The organism is Mangrovibacillus cuniculi (assembly GCF_015482585.1).
Classification (GTDB): domain Bacteria; phylum Bacillota; class Bacilli; order Bacillales; family R1DC41; genus Mangrovibacillus; species Mangrovibacillus cuniculi.
Genome location: NZ_CP049742.1, coordinates 1,857,773 through 1,883,192, shown reverse-complemented (window position 1 = coordinate 1,883,192; position 25,420 = coordinate 1,857,773). Strand labels below are relative to the sequence as shown.

Here is a 25,420-nt window from a genome sequence, read left to right as displayed (position 1 = left end):
TTTATTGAACAGACGAATTAGGTATTCCATTAGCTTTGTGGCGTTACTCGGTATGGTGTTTTGGTCTTTACCGTATTTAGGATTACAAGCTGGGGGGGTGCAGCAAGTATTCGCAATTTCTTGGGTTTTATTTGCATTCGTTGCTATTGGTGCGAACTTACATGGAATGTTAAATAAACCTTCCGTTGCGGTAGCGAATAACGTTCGTAAGGTAGAAAAGAAAGTAAAAGAGCGTCAGAGAGTATATGGATAATCTACGAAACACAGACAAGTGTTCCATTCTTGTCTGTGTTTCTTCTTTTTGTCCAAAGATATGTAAGACTTAAGACGTAGAGGAATTTCGTACTTCTGATCATTGAGTGGTTTAAGGGATTATCATACAATAAGTGTATAAATTAGGAAAAGAGGAGAAGAGATGAAAAATCTAGGAGCTATTCTCTTGGCAGCTATTACACTTGGTGTATTTTATTTTGTCGTATACGGGGAAGGTATTGGAAAAGAAACGGAACAAGGAAATCCTATTGAGTTGGATAGTAATATAAAATCACTTAATCTGCGTCTAGAAAGTAGCGATACAACCATTATTCCAGTAGAACAAGATTTTATAGAAGTAAAGATTGATGGAAAAGGAGCTTTATATGTAAAAGGTAATAAGAAGGAGCTAATAATAGAAGTAAGACGAAAATGGTATGAACGCTTCGGTTTAAATGCTAAATCAAATGTAACAGTTAATGTCCCGAAGGATTTTCAAGAAAAATTATCTGTATCAATTGGATCAGGAAATCTAACGTTTGATGGCGGAAGGATGGAGCTAGAAGAATTATCTTTGAATCTAAGTTCAGGAGATATGGAGTTAGATAACATTACAGCGAAGACTCTGAAGCACAATGGTTCTTCAGGTGACTTACATGCTAAAAAAGTGATAACAAAAGAAGCAGAGTTAAATATTAGTTCAGGAGATGTACGATTAGAGGACTTTGAAGGGGCACTATCTGGGGATGTAAGCTCTGGTGAACTAAAAGTAACAATCTCTCAACTTCTTGGAGATATAGACCTTGATGTTAGTTCAGGGGATGTTCAGTTAACACTGCCAGATAATGCTGATTTTACTTTGAACGGTAAGTACAGTAGTGGAAATATTGCGAGTAATAAAATATTGAAATTTGAAGATAGTGAAAATGGTGTCATTAAGGGTGTAAGTGGGACTGGTAAATATGAAATAAAGCTTTCTGTTTCAAGTGGAAGTGTTCATCTAAATTAAGTGAAAAAAGTCAGGTACTTTCGCCTGGCTTTTTCCTATGTAATCTGTAGTATAATAGGAAGATAAAGGATGACAAAGGGTGGAATGAAATGCCGACAAAACATGAACAAATACTTGCCTATATTGACGGACTACCAGTTGGAGAAAAAATCTCTGTTCGATCAATAGCCAAAGCCCTTTTGGTAAGCGAAGGGACTGCTTATCGAGCCATAAAAGACGCAGAAAATAAAGGATATGTCAGTACTATAGAACGGGTAGGTACAATTCGAATTGAAAAAAAGAAAAAAGAAAACATTGAAAAGCTAACATTTGCTGAAATAGTTAATATCATAGATGGTCAAGTTTTAGGAGGTAGAACAGGATTACATAAAACGTTAACAAAATTTGTCATAGGTGCCATGCGAATCGAAGCGATGATGCGTTATACCGGTGCTGGTAACTTACTCATTATCGGTAACAGAACAAAGGCGCATGAAGAAGCGCTAAAAGCAGGGGCGGCTGTGTTGATTACAGGTGGTTTTGACACAGATGATGAGGTAAAACAATTAGCAGATCGTTTAGAGTTACCGATTATCTCAACTACATACGATACCTTCACTGTTGCAACAATGATTAATAGAGCAATATATGATCAATTGATCAAGAAAGAGATCTTATTAGTGGAAGATATATTAACACCTTACGAAGATACAGCTTTACTTTTTGATAAGTCTACAATAGAAGATTGGATAAAACTTAATCAACATACGACCCACAGTAGATTCCCAGTAGTAGACTCTTCCAATAAAGTGGTAGGTGTCGTAACGTCAAAAGATATATTAGGGCAGACAAAAGACTCAAAGATAGAACAAGTCATGACGAAACACCCTATTAGTGTTCAACCTACAACAAGTGTGGCATCTGCAGCGCATGTAATGATTTGGGAAGGTATAGAAATGTTACCTGTCATTGATGAACAAGGAAAACTCCTTGGAATCATTAGCCGACAAGACGTGTTAAAAGCGCTACAAATGAGTCAAAGACAACCTCAAGTAGGTGAAACAATAGATGACACGGTGACAAAACAGTTGCAACTAATTTCCTCAGAGGGGGAAGCTCCAATATTTCAATTTGACGTTACACCGCAAATGGTCAATAACATTGGTACCATCTCCAATGGGGTATTTACTACAATAATTACCGAAACAGCTAATAGGACACTTCGAATGTTGAAGAAGGGTGACCTAGTTGTGGAGAATATGACAGTATATCACTTGAAACCGGTACAAATGGAAAGTACATTACTTGTAAAACCACATGTTCTTGATGTAGGAAGAAAATTCGGAAAAGTGGATGTAGAATTATATAAAGATCAACTATTAGTTGGGAAAGCGATGTTAATGTGTCAATTAATTGATCGCCATTAGAAACGAAACTTAAAAAGATTAGGCTAAAGCTGGTCGTTTAAATTGGTCAGGAGATTTAGTTAACAGTAGACCATATTACGTGATGGATGGTTCGTCATGAAGAGGCACAAAAGAAAAACCGCTATCTGTTTCTAGATAGCGGTAATCTGGAGTTAACTCATCTATTATGCCCATTCTGCTTCGGCTTTAGAACGAATTTCTTTAAGGCGTTTAAATGCATAAAAAGCACTAAAAACACCAACTAAGATAAACAAAAGAGAAATAAAAACGGAGACGGTTGTAATTCGTACAAATAATTGGTTAACCCCAAATAGAAACATTGTTAGACCAAGTGAAATACTTGCTTTCGAAGACCAATATAATTTGGTATACGGAAGGGTTGCTCGTATGGTACGTACTTTGTACATGATGTAGGCGAAGAATGATAAAATAATTAAGAACGCAAATATAGGCATAACGTAAGCTCCTTCAAATATAGATAAATCTAATGCATATGTTTATTGTACAAAATTATTCCACTATATTCTACCTAAATAGAAAGGGGTTTCAAAAGAATGAAAAAGAACATTCTAGAAGAAATAAAAAAGCACGATACGATTATCGTACATAGACATGTTAGACCAGATCCAGATGCGTATGGTTCGCAAGGTGGAATGGCGGAAATTATTAAATCCTCCTTTCCAGATAAAACAGTTTATGTAGTTGGGAAAGAAGAGCCTTCTCTATCTTTTTTAATGAGTTTAGATAATATAGAAGATGGCGAATTTGAGAATGCACTAGCCATTATATGTGATACGGCAAACAAAGAAAGAATTTGTGACCAACGTTATGCATTAGCGAAGACAGTCATTAAATTAGATCACCATCCTAATCAAGACCCTTACGGAGATCTACTATGGGTTGATACGACTGCCTCTTCGGCAAGTGAAATGGTTTATGAATGGTATACAAGTGAAAAAGAAAATGGTCTTGTCTTATCTGACAAGGCAGCAAGATTAATTTATGCTGGAATAGTTGGTGATACAGGTAGGTTTTTATTCCCTAGTACATCACAGAGAACTTTTGATGTAGCTGGTGAATTAATTCGTTACGATTTTGATAGAACAGATTTGTATAACCAAATGTATGAAATGAAACCGCATGTCGCTAAATTACAAGGATACGTGTTACAAAACTACGAGATGACTAGTGATGGAGCAGCCTTTATTAAATTGCCTTTACCCGTTTTGAAAGAATACAATGTTGAACCAACAGAAGCTAGTCAATTAGTCGGTTCTTTAGGTAACCTCGCAGGAATGAAAGCATGGTGCTTCTTTATTGAGGAAGAAGATCAAATAAGAGTAAGGCTACGTTCTAAAGGTCCAATCATTAATGAATTAGCATCTCAATACAATGGTGGAGGCCATCCGTTAGCATCTGGTGCTTCTGTTTATTCTTGGGAAGAAGCAGAAGAAGTAAAAGAGAAACTCATGCAGATTTGTGAGGACTCGCGTTAAGGGAAAAGGTAATAATGATTTCGGGAATATCATTACTAGAACTTGTAAGCTGAAAGTAATATCTTCAGAAAGAATTTGGGACAGTACTAAAAAGGTACATTCAAAAAACGAATGTACCTTATTTGCGTTGAATTAACTTTAATAATATTGCAGGATTAATGCTTTTATACAATATATTTTTGGGATTGAAGCGGAAGGGGGCGACTCCTACGGGAAAGGTGGGTTACTGAGACCCCACAGGAGCGCGAACTATCGCGACGAGGAGGCTCAGCAACCCGCCCCGTGGAAAGCGTCCCCCTGCAGCGGAAATCCCTGTGCAGTCACTTTTGTCTTTTGCAACTTCCTCTTCTTTGTTTGGTTAATTTTAGATTAGTTAACTAGCCAACTGCAATTCAAGCGTTATTTGGACCCTCGTATACATGAACATTTCTCTTACAACAAAGGAATAACGGCGATCGTTGATTACTACTGTTTTATTTTCTATCACTCTCTTAACGAGGTCTCTATTTTGATAAACAGTTAACACTCTCTTCGTCAAAAGTGGCTTCAAATCTTCCTTCACTAGATCTTGTGCAACTAGGCTACTATCAAGTGCCAAAATACCGTACTTTTTAGCATTTAAAATCTTCACTTCAATATCTTCCACTAACAAATCTTTCTCTGTTTGCTCATTTATTTTCGTATATTCATCTTGCCATATTGCAATATCATTCGTTAAATCCTGAATCTGATCTTTTTGAAACTGTAGTGTTTTTGTTTGATACTCTTGTAACTCACCATGGATATAGATAAAAATAGCCCAGCTGACAAAACCACCTATAATTGCTCCTGCAAAGAAACGGTGCCACTCTTTTCTTTGATGAACAGAAGGTAGTCTCATGAGATATGCTCCTGTAGCCACCAAGTGAACAATTGATTTGCAACTTGCGCTCCACCCATTGCTGACAAAATTAATAAAAATTGCTTAAACAAATCAATCGTTTCCCCTTGTAAGAAACCTCGCTCGAAACTATACAAAGTATCAAACGTGCCACCAATAGCAGCGATAATCGCCCATATACGAAGCTTAGACACTAACCGTCCCATCTCTGTTAACGGAGGATCTCCTAATAAATACGCAGCTAAGCCACCTAATAAAACCCCTCCAATTAAAACCCCTAGAGCAATAAAAAAACTATAAAAAAATGCAGGGAAAAACCCCTCTGATGCGCTCATCCTATCACCTCATTTAGTCTTCTAATTGATTCATTATATGGTCTAATGTCTACAGTTATGAAAACTTGTCCCAACTTATAAAACAGAAGGAGAAGTTCGAAGTATTTCTTGCATAAGGTGATATACTAGAATTATATGAAAGGGGGAAGTCTTATGGCATTTAAAGGAACTGTACTAGACCTCCAGACTTCCTACAGTCTCTTGTCTAGTACCATAACCATTCCGACATTGATAGATCACTACAAACATCATGGAATAAAGGCCGCGGCAATAGCTGATGAAGGTGTGTTAAGCGGTGTAATTCCCTTTTATAAAGCTTGTAAAGAAGCAACTATTAAACCTTTAATAGGTATGCGGGCAACAGTGCAATGGACAGAAGAATTCTCTGCTTCTACGTTACTTTTTGCTGAAAACAATAGAGGTTACGAGAATTTACTGAAAATTTCTAGTGCCCTTCAAACAATCTCATCTAAAGGTTTGCCATTAAACTGGTTAACAGCTTATAAAGAAGGTCTCCTTTTGGTTGATCCAACGAATAATGGATTGATGATAAATCATCTAAATCAACATGTAGAAAGAGCAATTGTTGAAAAGATAGCAAATGAGTTTTCGTTCTTTGTTGGAGTCCCACCAAAGAACGATGAAGAAAAAGATAACTCCATTCGAACAAGCATACTAACATTAGCCAAGGAATTAAATATTACAACTATTCCTACACCAATTGTTCGTTATACGAACGAAGAAGAGAAGCTCGCGCATTCTGTTTTATCTTGCATTAGAGATAATGAGAAACTTTCGGATCGGCACGCATGGCACCAAATTCCTGACCAACACATGTGGACGGAGCAAGATTGGGAACAAGGTTATTACGATATTCCTGAACTTTTAGAGAACCTACTGGACTTTATAGAAAAATGTGAAGTAGAAATAGATCTAACTAAAACTTATTTACCGAAGTATCCTATTGATAATGACCTGACACCATCGAATCTATTGAGAAATTTATGTCGAGATCGGTTGAGTTCCATCAATTTAGCAGACAAAAAACAATATGAAGAGAGATTAAATTATGAAGTAGAGATTATTGAAGAAATGGGCTTTGTTGACTATTTCTTAATCGTATGGGACTTCATGAAATTTGCAAGAGAATCTTCAATTATCACAGGACCAGGTCGAGGGTCTGCTGCAGGTTCTTTAGTTGCCTATTTGCTGCAAATAACAAAAGTAGATCCACTAAAATATGGTTTGCTGTTTGAAAGGTTCCTTAACCCTGATCGAGTTTCTTTACCAGACATAGATATAGATTTTCCAGATCATAGACGAGACGATGTTATCGAATACGTTGCAAATAAGTACGGAAAAAAACACGTAGCCCAAATTGTTACTTTTGGTACATTAGCTGCTAAAGCTGCCATAAGAGATACCGGGAGAACCTTTGGCCTTTCTACAAAAGAATTAGAACAATGGTCTAGACTCATTCCTTCTAAACCTGGAACAACATTAGAGGACGTTTACCAGCAATCAAAGGAACTACGCAGTTTCATTCAAGAAACAGATCAGAATCAACAAATGTGGCATGTGGCAAAGACAATTGAAGGTCTTCCTAGACATGCTTCTACCCATGCAGCCGGAATTATTATCTCTCCATTCCCTTTAGTCGAGAAAGTACCGTTACTGCATGGCGGTGAAGACATTCCCCTTACGCAGTTTACAATGGATATACTAGAATCAATTGGACTACTAAAGATGGATTTCCTTGGGTTACGAAACCTGTCTTTACTAGAACGAATGCAATCCTTAATTAGACAAACGACCAATACAACTATTAATTGGGACGAGCTTCCACTTGAAGATGAGCGTACGTATAAGCTTTTACAAAGAGGGGACACAACAGGAGTCTTTCAATTGGAATCGGAAGGTATGAGGAAAGCTTTACAATTAATCAAACCAACTGAATTCTCGGATATAGTAGCAGTAAACGCTCTTTACCGTCCTGGTCCGATGGCGCAAATTCCTCTGTATCAAAAAAGGAAAGAAAAGATAGAAAACTATCAAGAAAATGAACCAGTATTGAAGGAAGTTTTACAAGAGACGTATGGAATTATTGTGTACCAGGAACAAATTATGCAAATTGCTCACAAGGTCGCTTGTTTCACACTAGGAGAAGCGGATTTATTGAGAAGAGCTGTTTCCAAAAAAAGCGTACAGGTGTTACAACAACAACGACAAAAGTTTGTGCAAGGTTCTGTAAACAACGGCTACAGTCAAGAAAGGGCTATACAATTATATGATTTAATCGTCCGTTTCGCACAGTATGGATTTAATAAAAGCCACGCTGTAGCATACAGTATGATTTCTTATCAACTTGCATATGCGAAAGCTCATTTTCCATTGGAGTTTTTATCTGTATTGTTAACTACATCTATAGGTAATCAAGATAGATTAGCTATGTTACTTATGGAGGCTAAAGAATCAGATGTAACAATACTTCCCCTTCTATCAACAAAAGTCATTTTCCTTTCATGATAGAGGGGAGGAAGTTGAGATATAGTTTAGGTGCATTAAAGGGAGTGCCATCTTCAGCATTAAAAGAGATACTATCTAAAAGAGAAGATGGTCCTTATAAAAATATATTTGACTTAGTGTTAAGGGTTTCATCTAAATTAGTTAACCGTAAAACACTAGAATCACTAATATTATCGGGAGCACTGGATGAATTCAATTTAAATAGAGCAACACTACTTGCTACGATCGATGTTGCATACGAACACAAAGAATTTGTACAACCTTTTGAAGATGACTTATTCGAAGGAGACGACACTTTTATCCCTGAACCGAAAGTATTGTCAGTCGAGCCCATGCCTCTAATGCATAAACTAGCACATGAAAAAGAAGTGTTTGGATTTTATTTTTCTGATCATCCCATAAAAATGTACGCAAAGGGGTTAAGGAAAAAAGGTGCCAAATCATTGTCAGCAGTTCTAAAAGAAGGGTCAGGTACCGCAGGGGTCTACGTAGTAGATGTAAGGAGAATTCGAACGAAAAAAGGAGATCAAATGGCTTTTCTTCGAATAAGTGACGAATTTTCTGAAGCGGAAGCGGTTGTTTTTCCTGATGTTTATAAAAAAATTGGAACGCACTTAACAGATCAACAACTACTTTTGATTAAAGGAAAAGTAGAAACTAGAAATGACAAGAAACAAATTATTATGCAAGATGCAAACTTACTGACAAATATTCTTGAAGATGACAAAGAAAGTGTTTACATTAATATTAAGGGAGGACATGATGCCTCTGTGAAAGAGAAAGTAAAAGAGCTTATCAACTCTTTTACAGGTCCCCATTCTCTCTACATTAGACAAGAGTCTGATGGCAGGATATATGAGTGGAAAAACGGAGTATCTTTACAAGACTCATTCCTTCAACAATTAAGAAGCTTAATTGGAAATGAAAATGTAGTAGTAAAATAAATCGAAATACTTTACGACTTGGTCTTAATGCTTTATGCTAAGTATAAGTGTGGTCAGACCAATTCAGAGGTATCAGAATGGAGTGTCTTGCATGTCATTACGTGAAGAAGCATTACATATGCACAGAGTAAACAGAGGAAAGCTAGAATCAAAATCAAAGGTAGAAGTTCGTAATGCGCAGGATTTAAGCTTAGCGTATTCACCTGGTGTTGCAGAACCTTGTAAAGCAATCCATGATAAGCCTGAATCTGTATATGAATATACAATGAAAGGAAATATGGTTGCTGTAGTCTCTGATGGGACAGCGGTATTAGGATTAGGGAATATTGGTCCTGAGGCAGCACTTCCAGTAATGGAGGGAAAAGCAGTTCTATTTAAGAGTTTTGCTGGTGTAGATGCATTTCCGATCTGTCTAGGCACTACGGATGTAGAAGAGATTATCCGTACTGTGAAATTATTAGAACCAACATTCGGAGGCGTTAACTTAGAGGATATTGCTGCTCCTAACTGCTTTGAGATTGAAGAGAGACTTAAAAAGGAAACGAATATACCAATATTCCATGATGATCAACACGGTACGGCTATCGTGACGGTTGCTGGATTAATGAACGCTTTAAAATTAGTTGATAAATCCTTATCAGAAATTAAAGTAGTAGCTAACGGTGCAGGAGCTGCAGGTATTGCTATTATCAAATTATTATATCGTTATGGCGTTAGAGATATTATTATGTGTGACACGAAAGGTGCCATCTATGAAGGTAGGCCAACCGGTATGAATGCAACAAAAGCGGAAGTGGCAACTTACACAAATCGTTCAAAAGTTGATGGTACTCTTGCGGATGTTATCCAAGATGCAGATGTTTTTATTGGGGTATCCGTTGCTGGTGCCCTTACAAAAGAAATGGTTGCTTCCATGAAAGAAGATGCCATTATTTTTGCTATGGCTAACCCAGTTCCAGAAATCATGCCAGAAGAAGCGAAAGAAGCAGGAGCAAAGGTGATTGGAACAGGACGTTCAGATTTTCCTAACCAAGTAAATAATGTTCTAGCGTTCCCAGGAATCTTCCGCGGAGCACTAGATGTTCGTGCAACGCATATCAATGAAAAAATGAAACAGGCTGCTGTAGAAGCAATAGCAAGCTTAATCACCACGGAAGAATTGAGTGAGGATTATGTAATTCCTGCACCTTTTGATCCTCGTGTTGCACCTGCAGTAGCAGCGGCAGTGGCTAAAGCAGCAATGGAAACAGGGGTTGCTAGATTAAAAGTAGATCCTGAAGAAATTCGAGAAAAAACAATGAATTTATCTTTAATTGGAAAGAGTGATAGTGAAAGTGGCGCTTGAGAGGACGAATAAAGTTTACTTAGATATTGTAAATCAATTGCGAGATATGATCGCGAAAGACGGCTTAGTTGCCGGAGATAAATTACCTTCCGAAAGAGAGTTATCTGACAGGTTAGAAGTTGGTAGATCATCTGTCCGCGAGGCTCTACGTGCTTTAGAGTTATTAGGTTTAATTGAGACACGAAGAGGTGAAGGTACTTTTTTAAGAGATTTTCGTGATCATCATCTTGTTCGTCTTTTAAGCACTTTTATTTTACAAGATGAGAATGTTGTTTCTGACTTAAGTGAGATGAAAACACTTTTAGAACATAATGCTCTTCGATTGATACTAAATAAACATACTGATTTGAGTGAAGTAGAAAGACTACTTCGCTCCAATCGCTATGGACATGTTGATCATGTATTTAGTGACATCTTAAAAACAGCAGATAATAGACTACTATTTAGAATTTGGACTATTTTATATGATTATGCATTACAAGTTGGTCAACAAAAGTCTTTGACGGAAGAACGTGTAGAAACACTGCTCCAACTATTGCATGCACTTAATCAAAAGGAATCAGCTAGAGTATTTGCATTATATGATCAACTAGTTTAATTTTCGTTTGGAGAATTTTGACGAAAACACCTCGACATGCTTTGACACACACTGAGCAAAAACTTCTGTAAAGTAGATAGATAATCGTTACGAAAAGGAAGGAGTAATAGAGGTGCTAAAAGATTTATTTGTGAAATCTAAGAAAAAGAAATATGCTACGATCCCTTCAGAAGCAGCTAAGCACGATGTTCCAGAAGGTATTATGACGAAATGCCCTTCTTGTAAAAAAATTATGTATTCTAAAGAACTAAAGAAAAACGAGAAGGTTTGTTTGAGCTGTGGCTATCATCATCCGATGTCTTCACGTGAAAGAATAGATTCTTTTGTAGATGCCCATTCCTTTGAAGAATTATACGGAGACTATACCTCCAGCAATCCTTTAGGGTTCCCTGATTATGAAGACAAGGTACGAAAAGACCAACAAAAAACAGGTATTAACGAAGCGGTAGTAGTTGGTTCAGCTAGATTAGGTGGGAACCCTTTGATGATTGCAGTAATGGATAGTCGATTTAGAATGGGAAGTATGGGTTCTGTTGTTGGAGAGAAAATCACACTTGCTGTAGAAGAAGCAGAAAAAAGATCTATACCTTTTATTATTTTTACTGCTTCCGGCGGTGCTAGAATGCAAGAAGGTGTCTTATCTTTAATGCAGATGGCTAAAACAAGTGTTGCCTTACAATCTTTTGGCCAAAAAGGAAATCTCTTTATATCTATAATGACTCATCCAACTACTGGTGGTGTGTCTGCAAGTTTTGCTTCTTTAGGTGATATGAATTTCGCTGAGCCAGGAGCATTGATTGGTTTTGCTGGTCGTCGTGTTATCGAGCAAACGGTTCGAGAAGAATTACCAGAGGACTTTCAAACGGCTGAATTTCTGTTAAAACATGGACAACTTGATGCGGTTATTCCTAGGACAGAATTAAAGGAGACCATCTCTAATATAGTATCCATGCACACAGGGGGAGTAAACCATGGTTAGTACATTAGAATATGAAAAGCCAATTATAGAATTAAAACAAAAAATAGATGAATTAAAGCATTTTACTTCGGAAAGTGATGTTGATCTCACAGCAGAGATTAAGAGGTTAGAAGAGAGATTAACAAAGCTTCAAGAAGAAGTTTATGCATCGATGAAACCATGGGATAGGGTACAAGTTGCAAGACACGCAGAACGTCCTACTACACTTGATTATATTCAATTGTTAATGGAAGATTTTGTGGAATTACATGGTGACCGTTTGTACGGAGATGACGAGGCAATAGTGAGTGGAATTGCACGATTTGATGGTAGACCTGTTACAATTATTGGACATCAGCGTGGTAAAGACACAAAAGAGAATATTAGACGTAACTTCGGAATGCCGCATCCTGAAGGTTACCGTAAAGCGCTTCGGTTAATGAAACAAGCGGAAAAATTTAATAGACCTGTTATCTGCTTTATTGATACAAAGGGAGCATATCCGGGTAAAGCTGCAGAAGAGCGTGGACAGTCAGAAGCGATTGCAAGAAATTTGTATGAAATGGCTGGTCTGACCATTCCTGTCATCTGTGTTGTTATTGGTGAAGGAGGAAGTGGTGGAGCATTAGCCTTAGGTGTTGGAAACCATTTGCATATGTTGGAAAACTCCACGTATTCCGTCATCTCTCCAGAAGGCGCAGCAGCGATTTTATGGAAAGATGCATCAAAAGCAAAAGTAGCTGCAGAAACGATGAAGATCACTGCTCCAGATTTAAAGCAACTTGGAATTATTGATGAAATTATTCCAGAAGTACGCGGTGGAGCGCACTTGGATGTTAAAAGACAAGCGGAGTATATGAGAGAAGTACTTCGTGCATCATTAGCTCAATTAATCTCCATGTCAAAACAAGAGCTTGTACAACATCGTTACGAGAAATTCAAAAAGATCGGTGCATATCAAAGCGAATAGAATATACATTCTAGAAAAGGCACATACTAAATGTGCCTTTTCTTTGTTGAGAGATCTGCAACAACTTGATGTCGGCAACATAACGTATCAAGGACGGAACTGGGCCTTTTTGAAAAGTTATTCATAAGCTAACAGGTAAGCTTGACTAGTTTTAAGTTTACTAAATATGATGTACAGAAATAATATAAAATATCTGTGAAATATTTCACATGATAATATTTGGGAATTTATACTAAGTAAAACGCTTTCACTTGACGGACTATTTTGTCTATTTGTTCAATGTTTCGAGAATAGTTGAGAAGATGCGGGCTTCATGGTATTTTAGAAATATTAGTGAAGACCCGAACATACTACATTTTTTGATAAGTTTCGACATTTCTATTTAATGGGTCATAAGTACTTACTAAATACAAAAGTGTATAAAGAGTTTTCTTCTAAATAGATGCTCATGAGAATACATAATGAGGTGAAAATGTATGGTTAAACGTATTGGTGTATTGACAAGTGGTGGAGACGCACCAGGTATGAATGCTGCTGTTCGTGCTGTTGTACGTAAAGCAATCTATCATAATATTGAAGTCTATGGAGTCTACCAAGGTTACCAAGGATTAATAAGTGGTAACATCAAGAAGCTAGAATTAGGTTCTGTTGGTGATATCATTCAACGTGGTGGAACGATGCTATACTCTGCTCGCTGCGAAGAATTTAAGACACTAGAAGGCCAACTAAAAGGTATTGAACAATTAAAGAAGCATGGCATTGAAGGGCTAGTAGTAATCGGTGGAGACGGCTCTTATATGGGTGCGAAAAAGCTTACTGAGCATGGATATCCATGTGTAGGTGTTCCTGGTACAATCGATAACGATATCCCTGGTACAGAATTTACTATTGGTTTTGATACTGCATTAAATACTGTCCTAGATTCTATCGATCGCATCCGTGATACTGCTACTTCTCATGAACGTACATTTATCATTGAGGTAATGGGACGCAATGCTGGAGATATTGCCTTATGGACTGGTCTTGCTGGTGGAGCTGAAACGATTATCATCCCTGAGGAAGGATTCAGTATGGATGATGTGGTTGCTCGCTTAAACAAAGGTCAAGAGCGTGGTAAAAAACATAGTGTAATCGTAGTGGCTGAAGGTGTAATGAGCGGAACTGAATTTGCTGAGAAATTAAAAGAAGCAACAGATATGGAAACTCGTGTATCAGTTCTTGGTCATATCCAACGTGGTGGCTCTCCAACTGCAGCTGACCGTGTACTTGCTTCTCGTCTTGGTGCTCGTGCTGTGGAACTTCTACTAGATGGCAAGGGTGGACGTGCTGTAGGAATTGAAGCAAATAAGCTAGTAGATTACGATATCATTCAAGCTTTAGCGATGAAACACCAAGTGGATTTAGATATCTACCGTTTATCGAAAGAATTATCCATTTAATATACGAGGGTAAATTTGAGGAGGAAATATAAATGAGAAAAGCAAAGATTGTCGGTACTATTGGACCAGCTAGTGAAAGCATTGAAATGTTAACAAAGTTATTTGAAGCGGGGTTAAACGTAACACGCTTAAACTTCTCACATGGTGATTTCGAAGAGCATGGTGCTCGTATTATTAACATCCGTGAAGCTGCAAAAGCAACGGGTAAGAACGTTGCAATCCTTCTTGATACAAAAGGACCGGAAATCCGTACGCATAGCATGGTAAACGGTGGATTTGACCTTGTTGCAGGTACGAAAACAATCGTATCAATGACGGAAGTGGAAGGAACTCCTGAAAAGTTCTCTATCTCTTATGAAGGTTTAATTGACGATGTAGAAGTAGGATCTAAAATCTTACTTGATGACGGTCTAATTGGACTTGAAGTAACAGAAATTGATAAAGCAAACGGAGAAATCCACACACTTGTAATGAACACAGGAACACTTAAAAACAAAAAAGGTGTTAACGTTCCAGGCGTATCTGTAAAACTTCCTGGTATTACAGAAAAAGACGCTGCTGATATCAAGTTTGGTATCGAGCAAGGTGTTGATTTCATTGCTGCATCTTTCGTTCGCCGTGCATCTGACGTGTTGGAAATCCGTCAACTATTGGAAGAAAACAATGCTACTCATATTCAAATCATCCCTAAGATCGAAAACCAAGAAGGTGTGGATAACATCGATGAGATCTTAGAAGTATCCGACGGCTTAATGGTAGCTCGTGGAGATCTTGGAGTAGAAATCCCAGCAGAAGAAGTACCTCTAGTACAAAAAATGCTTATCAAAAAGTGTAACGTATTAGGTAAACCAGTAATCACCGCTACACAAATGTTAGATTCTATGCAACGTAACCCTCGTCCTACTCGTGCAGAAGCGTCTGACGTAGCGAACGCAATCTTTGATGGTACAGATGCAATTATGTTATCTGGTGAAACAGCAGCAGGTTCATATCCTCTAGAATCCGTAGCAACAATGTCTAGCATTGCAACACGTGCGGAACAAGCTTTGAACCATACAAACCTGCTTTCAGACCGTAGCCGTTCTACTGAACCAAGCTTAACAGATGCAGTAGCTCAATCTGTTGCTCACACAGCGTTAAATCTTAACGTTGCTGCTGTTGTAACACCTACAGAAAGCGGTCATACAGCTCGTATGATTTCTAAGTATCGTCCTAAAGCTCCAATCATTGCTGTAACAGCTAATGAATCCGTATCACGTCGTCTTGCACTTGTTTGGGGAGTATACCCAACTGTTGGACAAGAAACTAGTACTACTGATGAAATGTTAGCTATGGCTGTTGAGCAAGCTGAAAAAACAGATGTAGTTTGCCAAGGTGATACAATTATTATCACAGCTGGAGTACCAGTTGGTGAGTCTGGTACAACAAACATGATGAAAATCCATGTAATTGGTGACAGCATTCTTAAAGCACAAGGTGTAGGTCGTCGCTCTGCATACGGTCGCGTAGTAGTGGCAAAAACTGCTGAAGAAGCGAACAGCCAAGTAAAAACTGGTGACATTCTAGTAACTGTTGGAACAGACAAAGACATGATGCCTGCTTTAGAGAAATGTGCAGCAATCATCACAGAAGAAGGCGGATTAACAAGTCATGCTGCCGTAGTAGGAATTAACTTAGGGGTTCCTGTTATCGTAGGTGCTGACCAAGCAACTTCTGTATTAAAAACAGGTCAAGAGATCACAGTAAACGCACCACGAGGAATCGTTTATAACGGTCGTGCGAGCGTACTATAATTAATAATCTATTTATTAAAAGTGTTAATTGTGCAGTATCAAGATTTAAATAAACTATAAAGATAATACCCAAAAGGTACATTCCAAAACGAATGTACCTTTTGTATTTTCCTAGCATTGTTCTGTTTTCTTTTAATTAGCTCATAAATTAGGTACAATAGTAGTAGGATTCCTTAAAGGAGTTGTATAAATGAGATATTTACTACCATTTTTAATTATTATTCCTGCATTGGAAATTTGGGTGTTATTACTAGCGGGGACAAACATTGGCGTTATGAATACCATTTTACTAATTATTGCTACCGGAGTATTGGGTGCTTACTTGGCCAAACAACAAGGTAAAAAAACATGGATAGCCTTGCAACAATCAATTGCTTCTGGACAACAACCTGCTGACTATATAGTAGATGGTTTATGTGTATTAGTAGGTGGAGTACTTCTATTAACTCCTGGATTTATCACAGACTTCATAGGGTTTTATTTATTGTTACCAGTAACAAGGAAAACATTAAAGAAGCCAATATACACTTTTTTTAGAAATAGAATGCAAAATGGAAACACGATTATTATAAATGGAAATAAAAGGTGGTGACGCATTTGCGTCACCACCTTTTTGTGGCGTTACCAGTAACAACTCATCGTTAGCCACGTGGTGTGGCTTACTCTTAGAAGAGTCCCATACTATCACCTAATATTAGAACCATGATAGATGTAGCTCCATACATTTCCAAAAACATTTGCTCTCCTTAAAGAACTAAATAGGACTAATACAACAGGCCCAGCTACAAGACCCAAAAAACCAAACAATTGAAAACCGACAAAGACAGCAATTAATGTTGCTAATGGATCAAGGCCAATACTAGAAGATAATATCTTAGGCTCCATAATTTGTCTTTGAACAACAATAATTACATATAAAACAGATAACCCTATCCCCAGTGAGATGTTTCCCATAATAAATGAGTAGATAATCCAAGGAACGAATAAAATTCCAGTTCCTAAATAAGGTAAAATATCAACAATTGCACTAATTAGAGCGATTGTAAAGACGTACTCCACCCTTAGAATTAGTAGGCCTACCAACACGATAAAACCAGTAATCGAAACCAATGTTAATTGAGCACGGATGAAACCGAAAAACGCTTTCCTCAAATCTGTCACTACTTGCATCGTTCCACTTTTCGCCTTTACAGGTATCCATCTATGTACTTTTCTTGAGTAAGTGTACCAATCTTTACTAATAAAAAAAGTAGCAAGTATGGCGAAGATAAAAACGGTAGCCACATTAGGGATCCAAGCAAATAGACTAGGTAATTTTTGCAAGAAACCTTGAGTGAATTGGCTTGCTTGAGCAATTACCTGGTTGCTTAAATTTCTTAGTTGGTCATTGAGAGATTGGTCATCAGTAGCAGATAAAACGTTAATTTGATTAAACATTTGTTTGAAAAAGGGTATGACGGTGTTCATAATCCAATCTTCTATAGAATTTACGAGTGTCTCTATATGGACAGGTACCATATGAGAAAGAACATTTGCACCTTCTACAATTTCAGTTATAAGAAAAAATAGTATCCCAATAAGTGAAAAACCTAAAAAGCAAAGAACTACTATGACAGATAACGTTCTCGGTAGTTTTTGTTTTTCTTGTAAGTATGTCACGACAGGATTTACCAAAAACGCTATTCCTAGTGCGATATAAAAAGGATATGCAAGTTTTGCGCTCCAAAAGAATAGATATAAGAGTAGTAGGAATCCCCCTACAACAAGAATTAATCTACCAAGGCGTTGTAGAACAACTGTATTCATTTAATTCCACCTTCCAAACACGAACTATATCAAAAACATTCCACGTAAAAGCGCTGATTCCTCTAGAAGAATTACGACATGCAATGCGTAAAATGATAGTTATTGTCGAAGTTAAGTAGAGAGACAATTCTTATTGCGCGAAAATTTATTGTGAATAATTTGTGTGTTTTCATTCACAAAAATCTGATAATTGTTTATAATAGGAAATGTAAGCGTATCCCTTGAAAGATGGTTCGCTATTATTTATCATTAGTGGTGGTAACGCTTTCAATAATAGTGCTTTGCTAAACTGAGCGAGCGTTCGGTCAGTTAGATGATTTTTGTTAGATCAAGTGGGGAATGTAAGAAAGTGGAGTTAGTTAATAAAATTTAGCTAGTCCATCAAAACTTGGGGAAATTTAGCGGTAAAGGAGAGGTTTTTTATGACAGCAACAAGAGGTTTAGAAGGGATTGTAGCAACTACTTCGTCAATCAGTTCCATTATTGATGATACTCTTACATATGTAGGGTATGACATCGACACATTAACAGAAAATGCTTCTTTTGAGGAAGTCATTTATTTATTATGGAATCGTACACTTCCTACCTTAGAACAACTTGAGGCATTTAAAAAAGAATTAGCTTCTAATGCATCCTTACCTGAACAAGTAATTCAACATTTTAGAACGTATCCTATTAATGATGTTCATCCGATGGCTGCGTTACGTACGGCAGTTTCTTTACTTGGACTATATGATGAAGAAGCGGACGTAATGGAGAAAAATGCAAATGTACGAAAAGCAATTCGTTTACAAGCGAAACTGCCAACTTTAGTTACGGCATTTGCTCGTATCCGTAAAGGATTAGAGCCTGTAGCACCTAAACCAGAATTAGGTTTTGCTGCCAACTTCTTATACATGTTAACAGGTAAAGAACCTGAAGCAATTGCTGTAGAAGCATTTGATAAAGCATTAGTACTTCATGCCGATCATGAATTAAATGCATCTACCTTCACTGCGCGTGTTTGTGTTGCTACTCTATCAGATGTCTACTCGGGTGTTACTTCCGCAATTGGAGCTCTAAAAGGTCCATTACACGGTGGAGCAAATGAGCAAGTAATGAAGATGCTTTCTGAAATTGGTTCTCTAGAAAATGTAGAGCCTTACATTCGTGAGAAATTAGCAAACAAAGAAAAAATAATGGGCTTCGGTCATCGTGTATATCGTAAAGGTGATCCACGTGCAAAACATCTAAGAGCTATGTCAGAAAAATTGACAAGCCTAACTGGTGAGCCGCATTGGTATGAGATGTCAGTGAAGATTGAAGAAATCTTTACAGCAGAGAAAAAACTTCCACCAAATGTGGACTTCTACTCAGCTTCTGTATATCACAGCCTAGGTATTGATCACGATCTATTTACACCAATCTTCGCAGTAAGCCGAGTGTCTGGATGGTTAGCACACATCTTGGAGCAATATGATAATAATCGTCTAATTCGTCCTCGTGCAGACTACAATGGACCAGGTATTCAGACATTCGTTCCAATTCAAGAACGTTAAGCTGATAGTTTACAAGTTTTAAGTTTGTGAGATAAGCTAAAGAAAAGAGGGGAATTTTATGTTCCCCTTTCATTTACATATTCAAGGAGGCCTTTTTATGACGCAAGCAGAAAAAATTTCCGTATCAAATGGTGTACTAAACGTTCCTAACAATCCTATCGTTCCTTTTATCGAGGGAGACGGTATTGGTCCAGATATTTGGGCAGCATCTCAACGCGTATTAGATGCAGCGGTAGAAAAAGCATACGATGGTGAGCGTAAAATTGAATGGAAAGAAGTATTAGCAGGTGAAAAAGCGTTTAACCAAACTGGTGAGTGGTTACCAGAAGCTACGTTAGATGCTGTTCGTGAATACTTTATCGCTATAAAAGGACCTCTAACTACTCCAGTTGGTGGTGGTATTCGTTCTCTTAACGTTGCTTTACGTCAAGAATTAGATTTATTTACATGTCTTCGCCCAGTTCGTTATTTCCAAGGTGTTCCTTCTCCGATTAAACGCCCAGAAGATACAGACATGGTAATCTTCCGTGAGAACACAGAAGATATTTATGCTGGAATTGAGTATGCAAAAGGTAGCGAAGAAGTAGCTAAGCTTATCAGCTTCTTACAAGAAGAAATGGGAGTGAAGAAAATTCGTTTCCCAGAAACTTCAGGTATTGGAATCAAGCCAGTTTCTGAAGAAGGAACTAGCCGTTTAGTTCGTGCTGCTATTAACTATGCAATTAAAGAAGGTCGCAAATCTGTAACATTAGTTCATAAAGGTAACATTATGAAATTTACAGAAGGTGCATTTAAAAACTGGGGTTATGAATTAGCAGAAAAAGAATTCGGAGATCAAGTATTTACTTGGGCTCAGTATGACCGTATTAAGGAAGAACAAGGTACTGACGCTGCAAACACTGCTCAAGCAGAAGCGGAAGCAGCAGGAAAGATTATTGTAAAAGATTCTATTGCAGATATCTTCTTACAACAAATTTTAACTCGCCCTCGTGAGTTTGATGTAGTAGCAACAATGAACTTAAATGGAGATTATATCTCTGACGCTCTTGCTGCTCAAGTAGGTGGAATTGGAATTGCACCAGGTGCAAACATCAACTACGAAACTGGTCATGCAATTTTCGAAGCAACGCACGGAACAGCTCCTAAGTATGCAGGACAAGATAAAGTAAACCCTTCATCCGTTATTCTATCTGGCGTTCTATTACTTGAGCACCTGGGTTGGAACGAAGCGGCTAACTTAATCACTGCTTCAATGGAAAAAACAATTGCTTCTAAAGTTGTAACGTACGACTTCGCACGTCTAATGGACGGAGCAACAGAAGTTAAATGTTCAGAGTTCGGAACAGCATTAATTGAAAACCTATAAGAAATAATTTAGAGGCTGGTACGAACATACAAAACAGGTGCATTCTTTCTAAAAGACGCACCTGTTTTTATAAGTTAGGAAGTGAACCAAGGAGAAAAAATAATAGTTTTGCAGATAAATTGCAATCTCTTTTGGTTTTGTCCCAGCCTCTTACTAAAGGGAGGAAATGCAAATGGCGAATAAACGTAAAAAGGTTTCTGTTATTGGAGCAGGTTTTACTGGAGCGACTACGGCATTTTTATTAGCCCAAAAAGAATTATCTGATGTGGTATTAGTGGATATTCCACAACTAGAAAACCCTACAAAGGGGAAAGCATTAGATATGTTAGAAGCTAGTCCCGTACAAGGGTTCGACGCATCTATTATCGGTACATCTGACTACGCAGATACAAAAGACTCTGACATTGTTATCATTACAGCTGGTATCGCGCGTAAACCTGGTATGAGCCGTGACGATTTAGTCCAAACAAATCAAAAAATCATGAAGAGTGTTACACAAGAAATTGTGAAATATTCTCCTAACACTATCATCATTGTTCTGACAAATCCTGTTGATGCTATGACGTACACAGTGTTTAAGGAATCTGGATTACCGAAAGAAAGAGTAATTGGTCAATCAGGAGTTCTTGATACAGCACGATTCCGTACTTTCGTTGCACAAGAATTAAACCTTTCTGTTAAAGACGTGACAGGATTTGTTCTTGGTGGACATGGTGATGAAATGGTACCACTTGTCCGTTATTCTTACGCAGGTGGAATACCTTTAGAAACACTTATCCCGAAAGACCGCCTAGATGCTATTGTGGAACGTACACGTAAAGGTGGCGGAGAGATTGTAAATCTTTTAGGAAATGGATCTGCTTATTATGCTCCAGCTGCTTCATTAGTGGAGATGGCAGAAGGAATTTTGAAAGACCAACGTCGAGTTCTACCAACAATAGCTTTCCTTGAAGGAGAGTATGGATTTGATGGTATTTACTTAGGAGTACCAACCATTCTAGGTGGTAACGGCTTAGAGCAAATCATTGAATTAGACTTAACAGAAGATGAAAAGGCAGCTCTTCAAAAGTCTGCAGATGCCGTTAAGCAAGTAATGACGGTATTAGCATAAAGTAAGCTGTTTAGGAAAGGTGCATAGATTGATACGTGCACCTTTTTTTATATCTAGATGTAGTTAATCGATCTTTACTTTGAAATCCAAAAAGAAAACGTTTACAATTATAGTGGGGGTGTTGTCAAGATGTTAGGGAAAAAGCGAAAGCTTGGAAGGAAATTTTCTGAAATACAAGTTGGGGAAAAGCTTCAGTTAACAGAAAAAATAGAAGATAAAGATCTTCTGTTGTACCTTGGCCTTACAAATGATTCAAATCCATTATACATCCAGCATGATTATGCTTCGCAAACAGACTTCGGTAAACCAATCGTTCCATCAATTATGCTTACAGGTATTATTACTTCTGCAATCTCAAAATATTTACCTGGACCAGGATCACATCTAACGGAACAACAAATCACTTTTGTGAAACCAGTTTATCACTATGAAACGATACAATATCATTTTGAAGTAAAAGAAAAGATAGACTCTACAAAGAAAGTGATTATTCAAGTTCATGCAAATAATCAAGGCGGAGATCAAATCCTTCATGGAGAATTTGTTGTGATCCCACCAGTCCCTGTGAAACAGTTTACTGGTACGGCCCTAGATAATTTTTAACAAATACATATTAGTGATAGTTTAATCAGCGCAGTGGATTCAGGTAATTGAATTCATGCGCTTTTTTGCTACGTGATAAGTAACAATTCATTGTTGCCACATTATGTGACTTGTACTTAGAGGAATCTCCATAAGTTAATAATGGCGCCGATATTCAGGACGGAAATCTAATTGATGAATTGCATGTGAATTATTTAACGAAAAAAAGTATAATAGAAGCAGTAACTTAAACTGGACAACTATTTCCACTTTGTTTATCTTAAACATGAACGTAAATCCATTTGTACATATCGGAGGTTAACATGAGTAAAAGAATATTAGTAGTTGACGATGAACCGTCTATTGCAACATTACTTCAATATAATTTAGAGCAAGCTGGTTATGAAGTATTTACAGCTGAAGATGGAGAAGAAGGAAGAGAAAAAGCACTTTCCTTAGAACCAGATTTAATTGTGCTAGATTTAATGCTTCCTAAACTTGATGGGATAGAAGTATGTAAACAGTTGCGCCAACAAAAAATAAATACTCCGATTTTAATGTTAACAGCTAAAGATGACGAATTTGATAAAGTTCTTGGCCTAGAATTGGGTGCAGACGATTATATGACAAAACCATTTAGCCCGAGAGAAGTTGTAGCAAGGGTTAAAGCTATATTAAGACGAACTCAGACAATTATATCTGTAAAAGAGACGGTTGAAGAAGAAGTTGATTTTATGCAAGTTGGAGAACTTAAAGTGTTTCCAGAGCATTATGAAGCATATTTTGCATCTAAACACCTTGAGCTAACACCGAAAGAGTTTGAGCTATTAATGTATTTGATAGAAAACAAAGGAAGAGTACTAACAAGAGATCAACTCTTAAGTGCTGTTTGGAACTATGACTTTGCAGGTGATACCCGAATTGTAGATGTTCATATAAGTCATTTACGTGAAAAGATAGAAGCAAACACGAAAAAGCCACTATATATCAAAACGATAAGAGGTTTAGGATACAAACTTGAGGAGCCAAAAGAGTCATGATTCGATTTCGAACAAGGCTTCTATTCGCCCTTGTTACGTTAATTATGGTCGTTCTAATAGGGCTTGGAGTACTTTTAGGACAACTTTTTAAAAGTTATTACTTTACGACGTTTAACGATCGTCTTGAAAAAGAAAGTTATTATTTAGCAGATTTAATCAGAGAAGACGGTGGTTTAGGTAACATTGATGTTCAAAAACTGGATAGTGCTTCCGATAAATTAGACTTACGAATATCCATAGCTCGTGCGGACGGCACAATGCTATATGACAGTGGGTTAGAAGATTCAAGTTCATCTGTTGATCACAAAAAGTTAATAAAGGAAATTCTAACAAATGAAGATAATACACAAACTCATCGAAAAAGTGTAAACAGCGGATATGATCTTCTCTATGTATGGAGAGATATTTCTACAGAGATGAATGGAGAAGAAGGAATACTAGTCCTAAGTACAAAAATATACGCGTTGAAGAAAATCTATAATCAAATATGGATAATATTAGGGATATCATTGGGGTTAGCTTTAGTAGTAATCATTCTACTTGGTACAAGGATTACCTCCCGATACACAAAGCCAATTGAATCTGCTACAAGAGTTGCTATAGAGTTAGCGAAGGGAAACTATCGTGCTAGAACTTATGAAAATCACTTAGATGAAACAGGAATGCTAAGTACCTCCATTAACGTTCTAGCCAGAAACCTTCAAGAGATGGTAAAAGCGCAGGAAATGCACCAGGATCGACTGGGAACACTTGTAGAAAACATGGGAAGTGGACTTGTACTAATTGATAGTAGAGGGTATATAGTCCTGATTAATCGAGCTTACAAAGAGATATTTCAAGTAGATCCTTCAGAATTCCTCTATAAACGTTATCATGAAGCAATGAACCAATCAGATGTTGTTCAATTGGTAGAAGAAATTTTCATGACAGAACAAAAGATTAGAAGACAAATTCATTTATCTATGGGGATAGAGCGCAAGCATTTTGAGGTATATGGTGCTCCTATTATTGGTACAAACGATGAATGGAAAGGGATTTTATTAGTTTTTCATGATATATCTGAATTGAAAAAATTAGAACAAATGAGAAAAGACTTTGTAGCCAATGTTTCGCATGAATTGAAAACGCCAATAACATCTATTAAAGGATTTTCTGAAACTTTGCTAGATGGTGCAATGCACAACGAACAAGCTTTGACTCAATTCCTATCTATTATCTTGGAAGAAAGTGAACGGCTTCAATCTTTAATACAAGATTTATTAGACTTATCTAAAATGGAACAACAAGGTTTTCAAATAAACATAGGTGATGTAAATGTTTCTGGTATGTTAGAAGATATTAAGCTTTTAATGAACGGAAAAGCGGAAGACAAACAAGTGAAATTAGTTGTCGAAGCACCTACTAATATTTTCATCAAAGGAGATACTCACCGATTAAAGCAAGTATTTTTAAACCTAGTCTCTAATGCATTAACGTATACTCCACCAGAAGGTCAAGTAGTAGTTACGGCAAATGACCTAGGAAAGAACATGGAAGTGGTCGTTAGTGATTCAGGGATTGGAATGGAAAAAGAAGAGTTATCTCGTATTTTCGAAAGATTCTATCGTGTAGATAAAGCTAGAAGCAGAAATTCAGGCGGGACAGGACTTGGACTTGCGATAGTAAAACATCTTGTAGAAGCGCATAAAGGGAAAATTGAGGTAAGAAGCACAGTTGGGAAAGGTACAACTTTTACCGTTACTTTTCCAAAAGAGTAAAGGAACGGAGAAATATAGTTAACGATTGCCTTAATTTACAAAACATTTACAACAGGTTTATGATGAGTTAATAATCTATTGATACTATAACTATGAAAACCCCTTCATCCAAGGAGCAACAAGAAGCGAGAACTGACCCCGTTCTCGCTTTTTTCTGTTACGCGAACAGTAACAACTCCATGTTAGCCACGTGATGTGGCTTGCACTTAACGGAGTATCCTTATTATCCTATTTATATTTCCACAATTAAATGTGTGCTAGATTGTAGT

At 37.3% G+C, this 25,420-nt stretch carries 23 protein-coding genes; 19 read left to right on the top strand and 4 right to left on the bottom strand.

Features of this window, described 5'->3' with window-relative positions; all coding sequences use genetic code 11:
- The first annotated feature begins 4 nt into the window (after nt 1-4).
- From G8O30_RS09685 to G8O30_RS09675, 3 genes are all read left to right on the top strand, one after another.
- Nucleotides 5-253, top strand: a complete 249-nt coding sequence (locus tag G8O30_RS09685; protein ID WP_239671885.1) for a hypothetical protein — start codon at nt 5-7, stop codon at nt 251-253.
- Nucleotides 254-415: 162 nt separating this feature from the next.
- The gene (locus G8O30_RS09680) at nt 416-1,261 is read left to right on the top strand and encodes a DUF4097 family beta strand repeat-containing protein (RefSeq protein ID WP_239671884.1); all 846 of its coding nucleotides are present in this window, start codon (nt 416-418) and stop codon (nt 1,259-1,261) included.
- An 89-nt stretch (nt 1,262-1,350) separates the two neighbouring features.
- On the top strand, nt 1,351-2,667 hold the full coding sequence (locus G8O30_RS09675) for a DRTGG domain-containing protein (RefSeq protein WP_239671883.1): 1,317 nt from the start codon (nt 1,351-1,353) through the stop codon (nt 2,665-2,667).
- 164 nt (nt 2,668-2,831) lie between these two features.
- On the opposite strand, the gene G8O30_RS09670 is transcribed toward G8O30_RS09675, so the two are convergent.
- Nucleotides 2,832-3,122: a YtpI family protein gene (locus G8O30_RS09670; RefSeq protein ID WP_239671882.1), complete on the bottom strand. Its 291-nt coding sequence runs from the start codon at nt 3,120-3,122 to the stop codon at nt 2,832-2,834.
- A gap of 99 nt (nt 3,123-3,221) precedes the next feature.
- On the opposite strand from G8O30_RS09670, the gene G8O30_RS09665 reads away from it, so the two are divergent.
- Nucleotides 3,222-4,163: a DHH family phosphoesterase gene (locus G8O30_RS09665; RefSeq protein ID WP_239671881.1), complete on the top strand. Its 942-nt coding sequence runs from the start codon at nt 3,222-3,224 to the stop codon at nt 4,161-4,163.
- A 373-nt stretch (nt 4,164-4,536) separates the two neighbouring features.
- Here the strand turns inward: G8O30_RS09665 and ytrI are convergent, their stop codons facing one another.
- Both ytrI and ytrH read right to left on the bottom strand, forming a co-directional pair.
- Nucleotides 4,537-5,043, bottom strand: coding sequence for a sporulation membrane protein YtrI (ytrI, locus tag G8O30_RS09660; RefSeq protein ID WP_239671880.1), 507 nt, complete (start codon nt 5,041-5,043; stop codon nt 4,537-4,539).
- Complete coding sequence (ytrH, locus tag G8O30_RS09655) at nt 5,040-5,378, bottom strand: sporulation membrane protein YtrH (protein ID WP_239671879.1); 339 nt, start codon at nt 5,376-5,378, stop codon at nt 5,040-5,042. Before ytrH ends, ytrI begins: the two co-directional genes overlap by 4 nt.
- Nucleotides 5,379-5,531: 153 nt before the next feature.
- On the opposite strand from ytrH, the gene G8O30_RS09650 reads away from it, so the two are divergent.
- The 9 genes from G8O30_RS09650 (at nt 5,532) to G8O30_RS09610 (ending at nt 16,543) form a co-directional block, all read left to right on the top strand.
- The gene (locus tag G8O30_RS09650) at nt 5,532-7,904 is read left to right on the top strand and encodes a DNA polymerase III subunit alpha (protein ID WP_239671878.1); all 2,373 of its coding nucleotides are present in this window, start codon (nt 5,532-5,534) and stop codon (nt 7,902-7,904) included.
- 14 nt (nt 7,905-7,918) lie between these two features.
- Nucleotides 7,919-8,848, top strand: coding sequence for a helix-hairpin-helix domain-containing protein (locus tag G8O30_RS09645; RefSeq protein ID WP_239671877.1), 930 nt, complete (start codon nt 7,919-7,921; stop codon nt 8,846-8,848).
- Between the two features lie 91 nt (nt 8,849-8,939).
- Nucleotides 8,940-10,193 (top strand): NADP-dependent malic enzyme, encoded by a 1,254-nt coding sequence (ystJ, locus tag G8O30_RS09640; protein ID WP_239671876.1) that lies wholly within the window; start codon nt 8,940-8,942, stop codon nt 10,191-10,193.
- Nucleotides 10,183-10,791 carry a FadR/GntR family transcriptional regulator gene (locus G8O30_RS16115; protein ID WP_275576479.1) on the top strand — a complete coding sequence of 203 codons (609 nt, stop codon included), beginning with the start codon at nt 10,183-10,185 and terminating at the stop codon, nt 10,789-10,791. Before ystJ ends, G8O30_RS16115 begins: the two co-directional genes overlap by 11 nt.
- A 112-nt stretch (nt 10,792-10,903) precedes the next feature.
- Nucleotides 10,904-11,770, top strand: coding sequence for an acetyl-CoA carboxylase, carboxyltransferase subunit beta (accD, locus tag G8O30_RS09630; protein ID WP_239671875.1), 867 nt, complete (start codon nt 10,904-10,906; stop codon nt 11,768-11,770).
- The gene (accA, locus tag G8O30_RS09625; protein WP_239671874.1) at nt 11,763-12,719 is read left to right on the top strand and encodes an acetyl-CoA carboxylase carboxyl transferase subunit alpha; all 957 of its coding nucleotides are present in this window, start codon (nt 11,763-11,765) and stop codon (nt 12,717-12,719) included. The genes accD and accA overlap by 8 nt, the downstream gene beginning before the upstream one ends.
- 476 nt (nt 12,720-13,195) lie before the next feature.
- Nucleotides 13,196-14,158 (top strand): 6-phosphofructokinase, encoded by a 963-nt coding sequence (pfkA, locus tag G8O30_RS09620; protein WP_239671873.1) that lies wholly within the window; start codon nt 13,196-13,198, stop codon nt 14,156-14,158.
- A 32-nt stretch (nt 14,159-14,190) separates the two neighbouring features.
- A complete protein-coding gene (gene pyk, locus G8O30_RS09615; protein ID WP_239671872.1) occupies nt 14,191-15,951 on the top strand; it encodes a pyruvate kinase in 1,761 nt (586 codons plus the stop codon).
- 190 nt (nt 15,952-16,141) lie between these two features.
- Nucleotides 16,142-16,543, top strand: a complete 402-nt coding sequence (locus G8O30_RS09610) for an FxsA family protein (protein ID WP_239671871.1) — start codon at nt 16,142-16,144, stop codon at nt 16,541-16,543.
- A 92-nt stretch (nt 16,544-16,635) separates the two neighbouring features.
- On the opposite strand, the gene ytvI is transcribed toward G8O30_RS09610, so the two are convergent.
- Nucleotides 16,636-17,757: a sporulation integral membrane protein YtvI gene (ytvI, locus tag G8O30_RS09605; RefSeq protein WP_239671870.1), complete on the bottom strand. Its 1,122-nt coding sequence runs from the start codon at nt 17,755-17,757 to the stop codon at nt 16,636-16,638.
- A 422-nt stretch (nt 17,758-18,179) separates the two neighbouring features.
- Between ytvI and citZ the strand changes: the two genes are divergently transcribed.
- The 6 genes from citZ to pnpS all read left to right on the top strand — a co-directional run bounded on the left by citZ (nt 18,180) and on the right by pnpS (nt 25,151).
- Nucleotides 18,180-19,295: a citrate synthase gene (citZ, locus tag G8O30_RS09600; protein WP_239671869.1), complete on the top strand. Its 1,116-nt coding sequence runs from the start codon at nt 18,180-18,182 to the stop codon at nt 19,293-19,295.
- A gap of 97 nt (nt 19,296-19,392) precedes the next feature.
- A complete protein-coding gene (gene icd, locus G8O30_RS09595; RefSeq protein WP_239671868.1) occupies nt 19,393-20,661 on the top strand; it encodes an NADP-dependent isocitrate dehydrogenase in 1,269 nt (422 codons plus the stop codon).
- A 172-nt stretch (nt 20,662-20,833) separates the two neighbouring features.
- Nucleotides 20,834-21,772, top strand: coding sequence for a malate dehydrogenase (mdh, locus tag G8O30_RS09590; RefSeq protein ID WP_239671867.1), 939 nt, complete (start codon nt 20,834-20,836; stop codon nt 21,770-21,772).
- Nucleotides 21,773-21,901: 129 nt separating this feature from the next.
- On the top strand, nt 21,902-22,375 hold the full coding sequence (locus G8O30_RS09585; protein ID WP_239671866.1) for a MaoC/PaaZ C-terminal domain-containing protein: 474 nt from the start codon (nt 21,902-21,904) through the stop codon (nt 22,373-22,375).
- A 302-nt stretch (nt 22,376-22,677) separates the two neighbouring features.
- Nucleotides 22,678-23,394 (top strand): response regulator transcription factor, encoded by a 717-nt coding sequence (locus G8O30_RS09580; RefSeq protein WP_239671865.1) that lies wholly within the window; start codon nt 22,678-22,680, stop codon nt 23,392-23,394.
- Nucleotides 23,391-25,151 (top strand): two-component system histidine kinase PnpS, encoded by a 1,761-nt coding sequence (pnpS, locus tag G8O30_RS09575; RefSeq protein WP_239671864.1) that lies wholly within the window; start codon nt 23,391-23,393, stop codon nt 25,149-25,151. The genes G8O30_RS09580 and pnpS overlap by 4 nt, the downstream gene beginning before the upstream one ends.
- Nucleotides 25,152-25,420 lie beyond the last annotated feature (269 nt).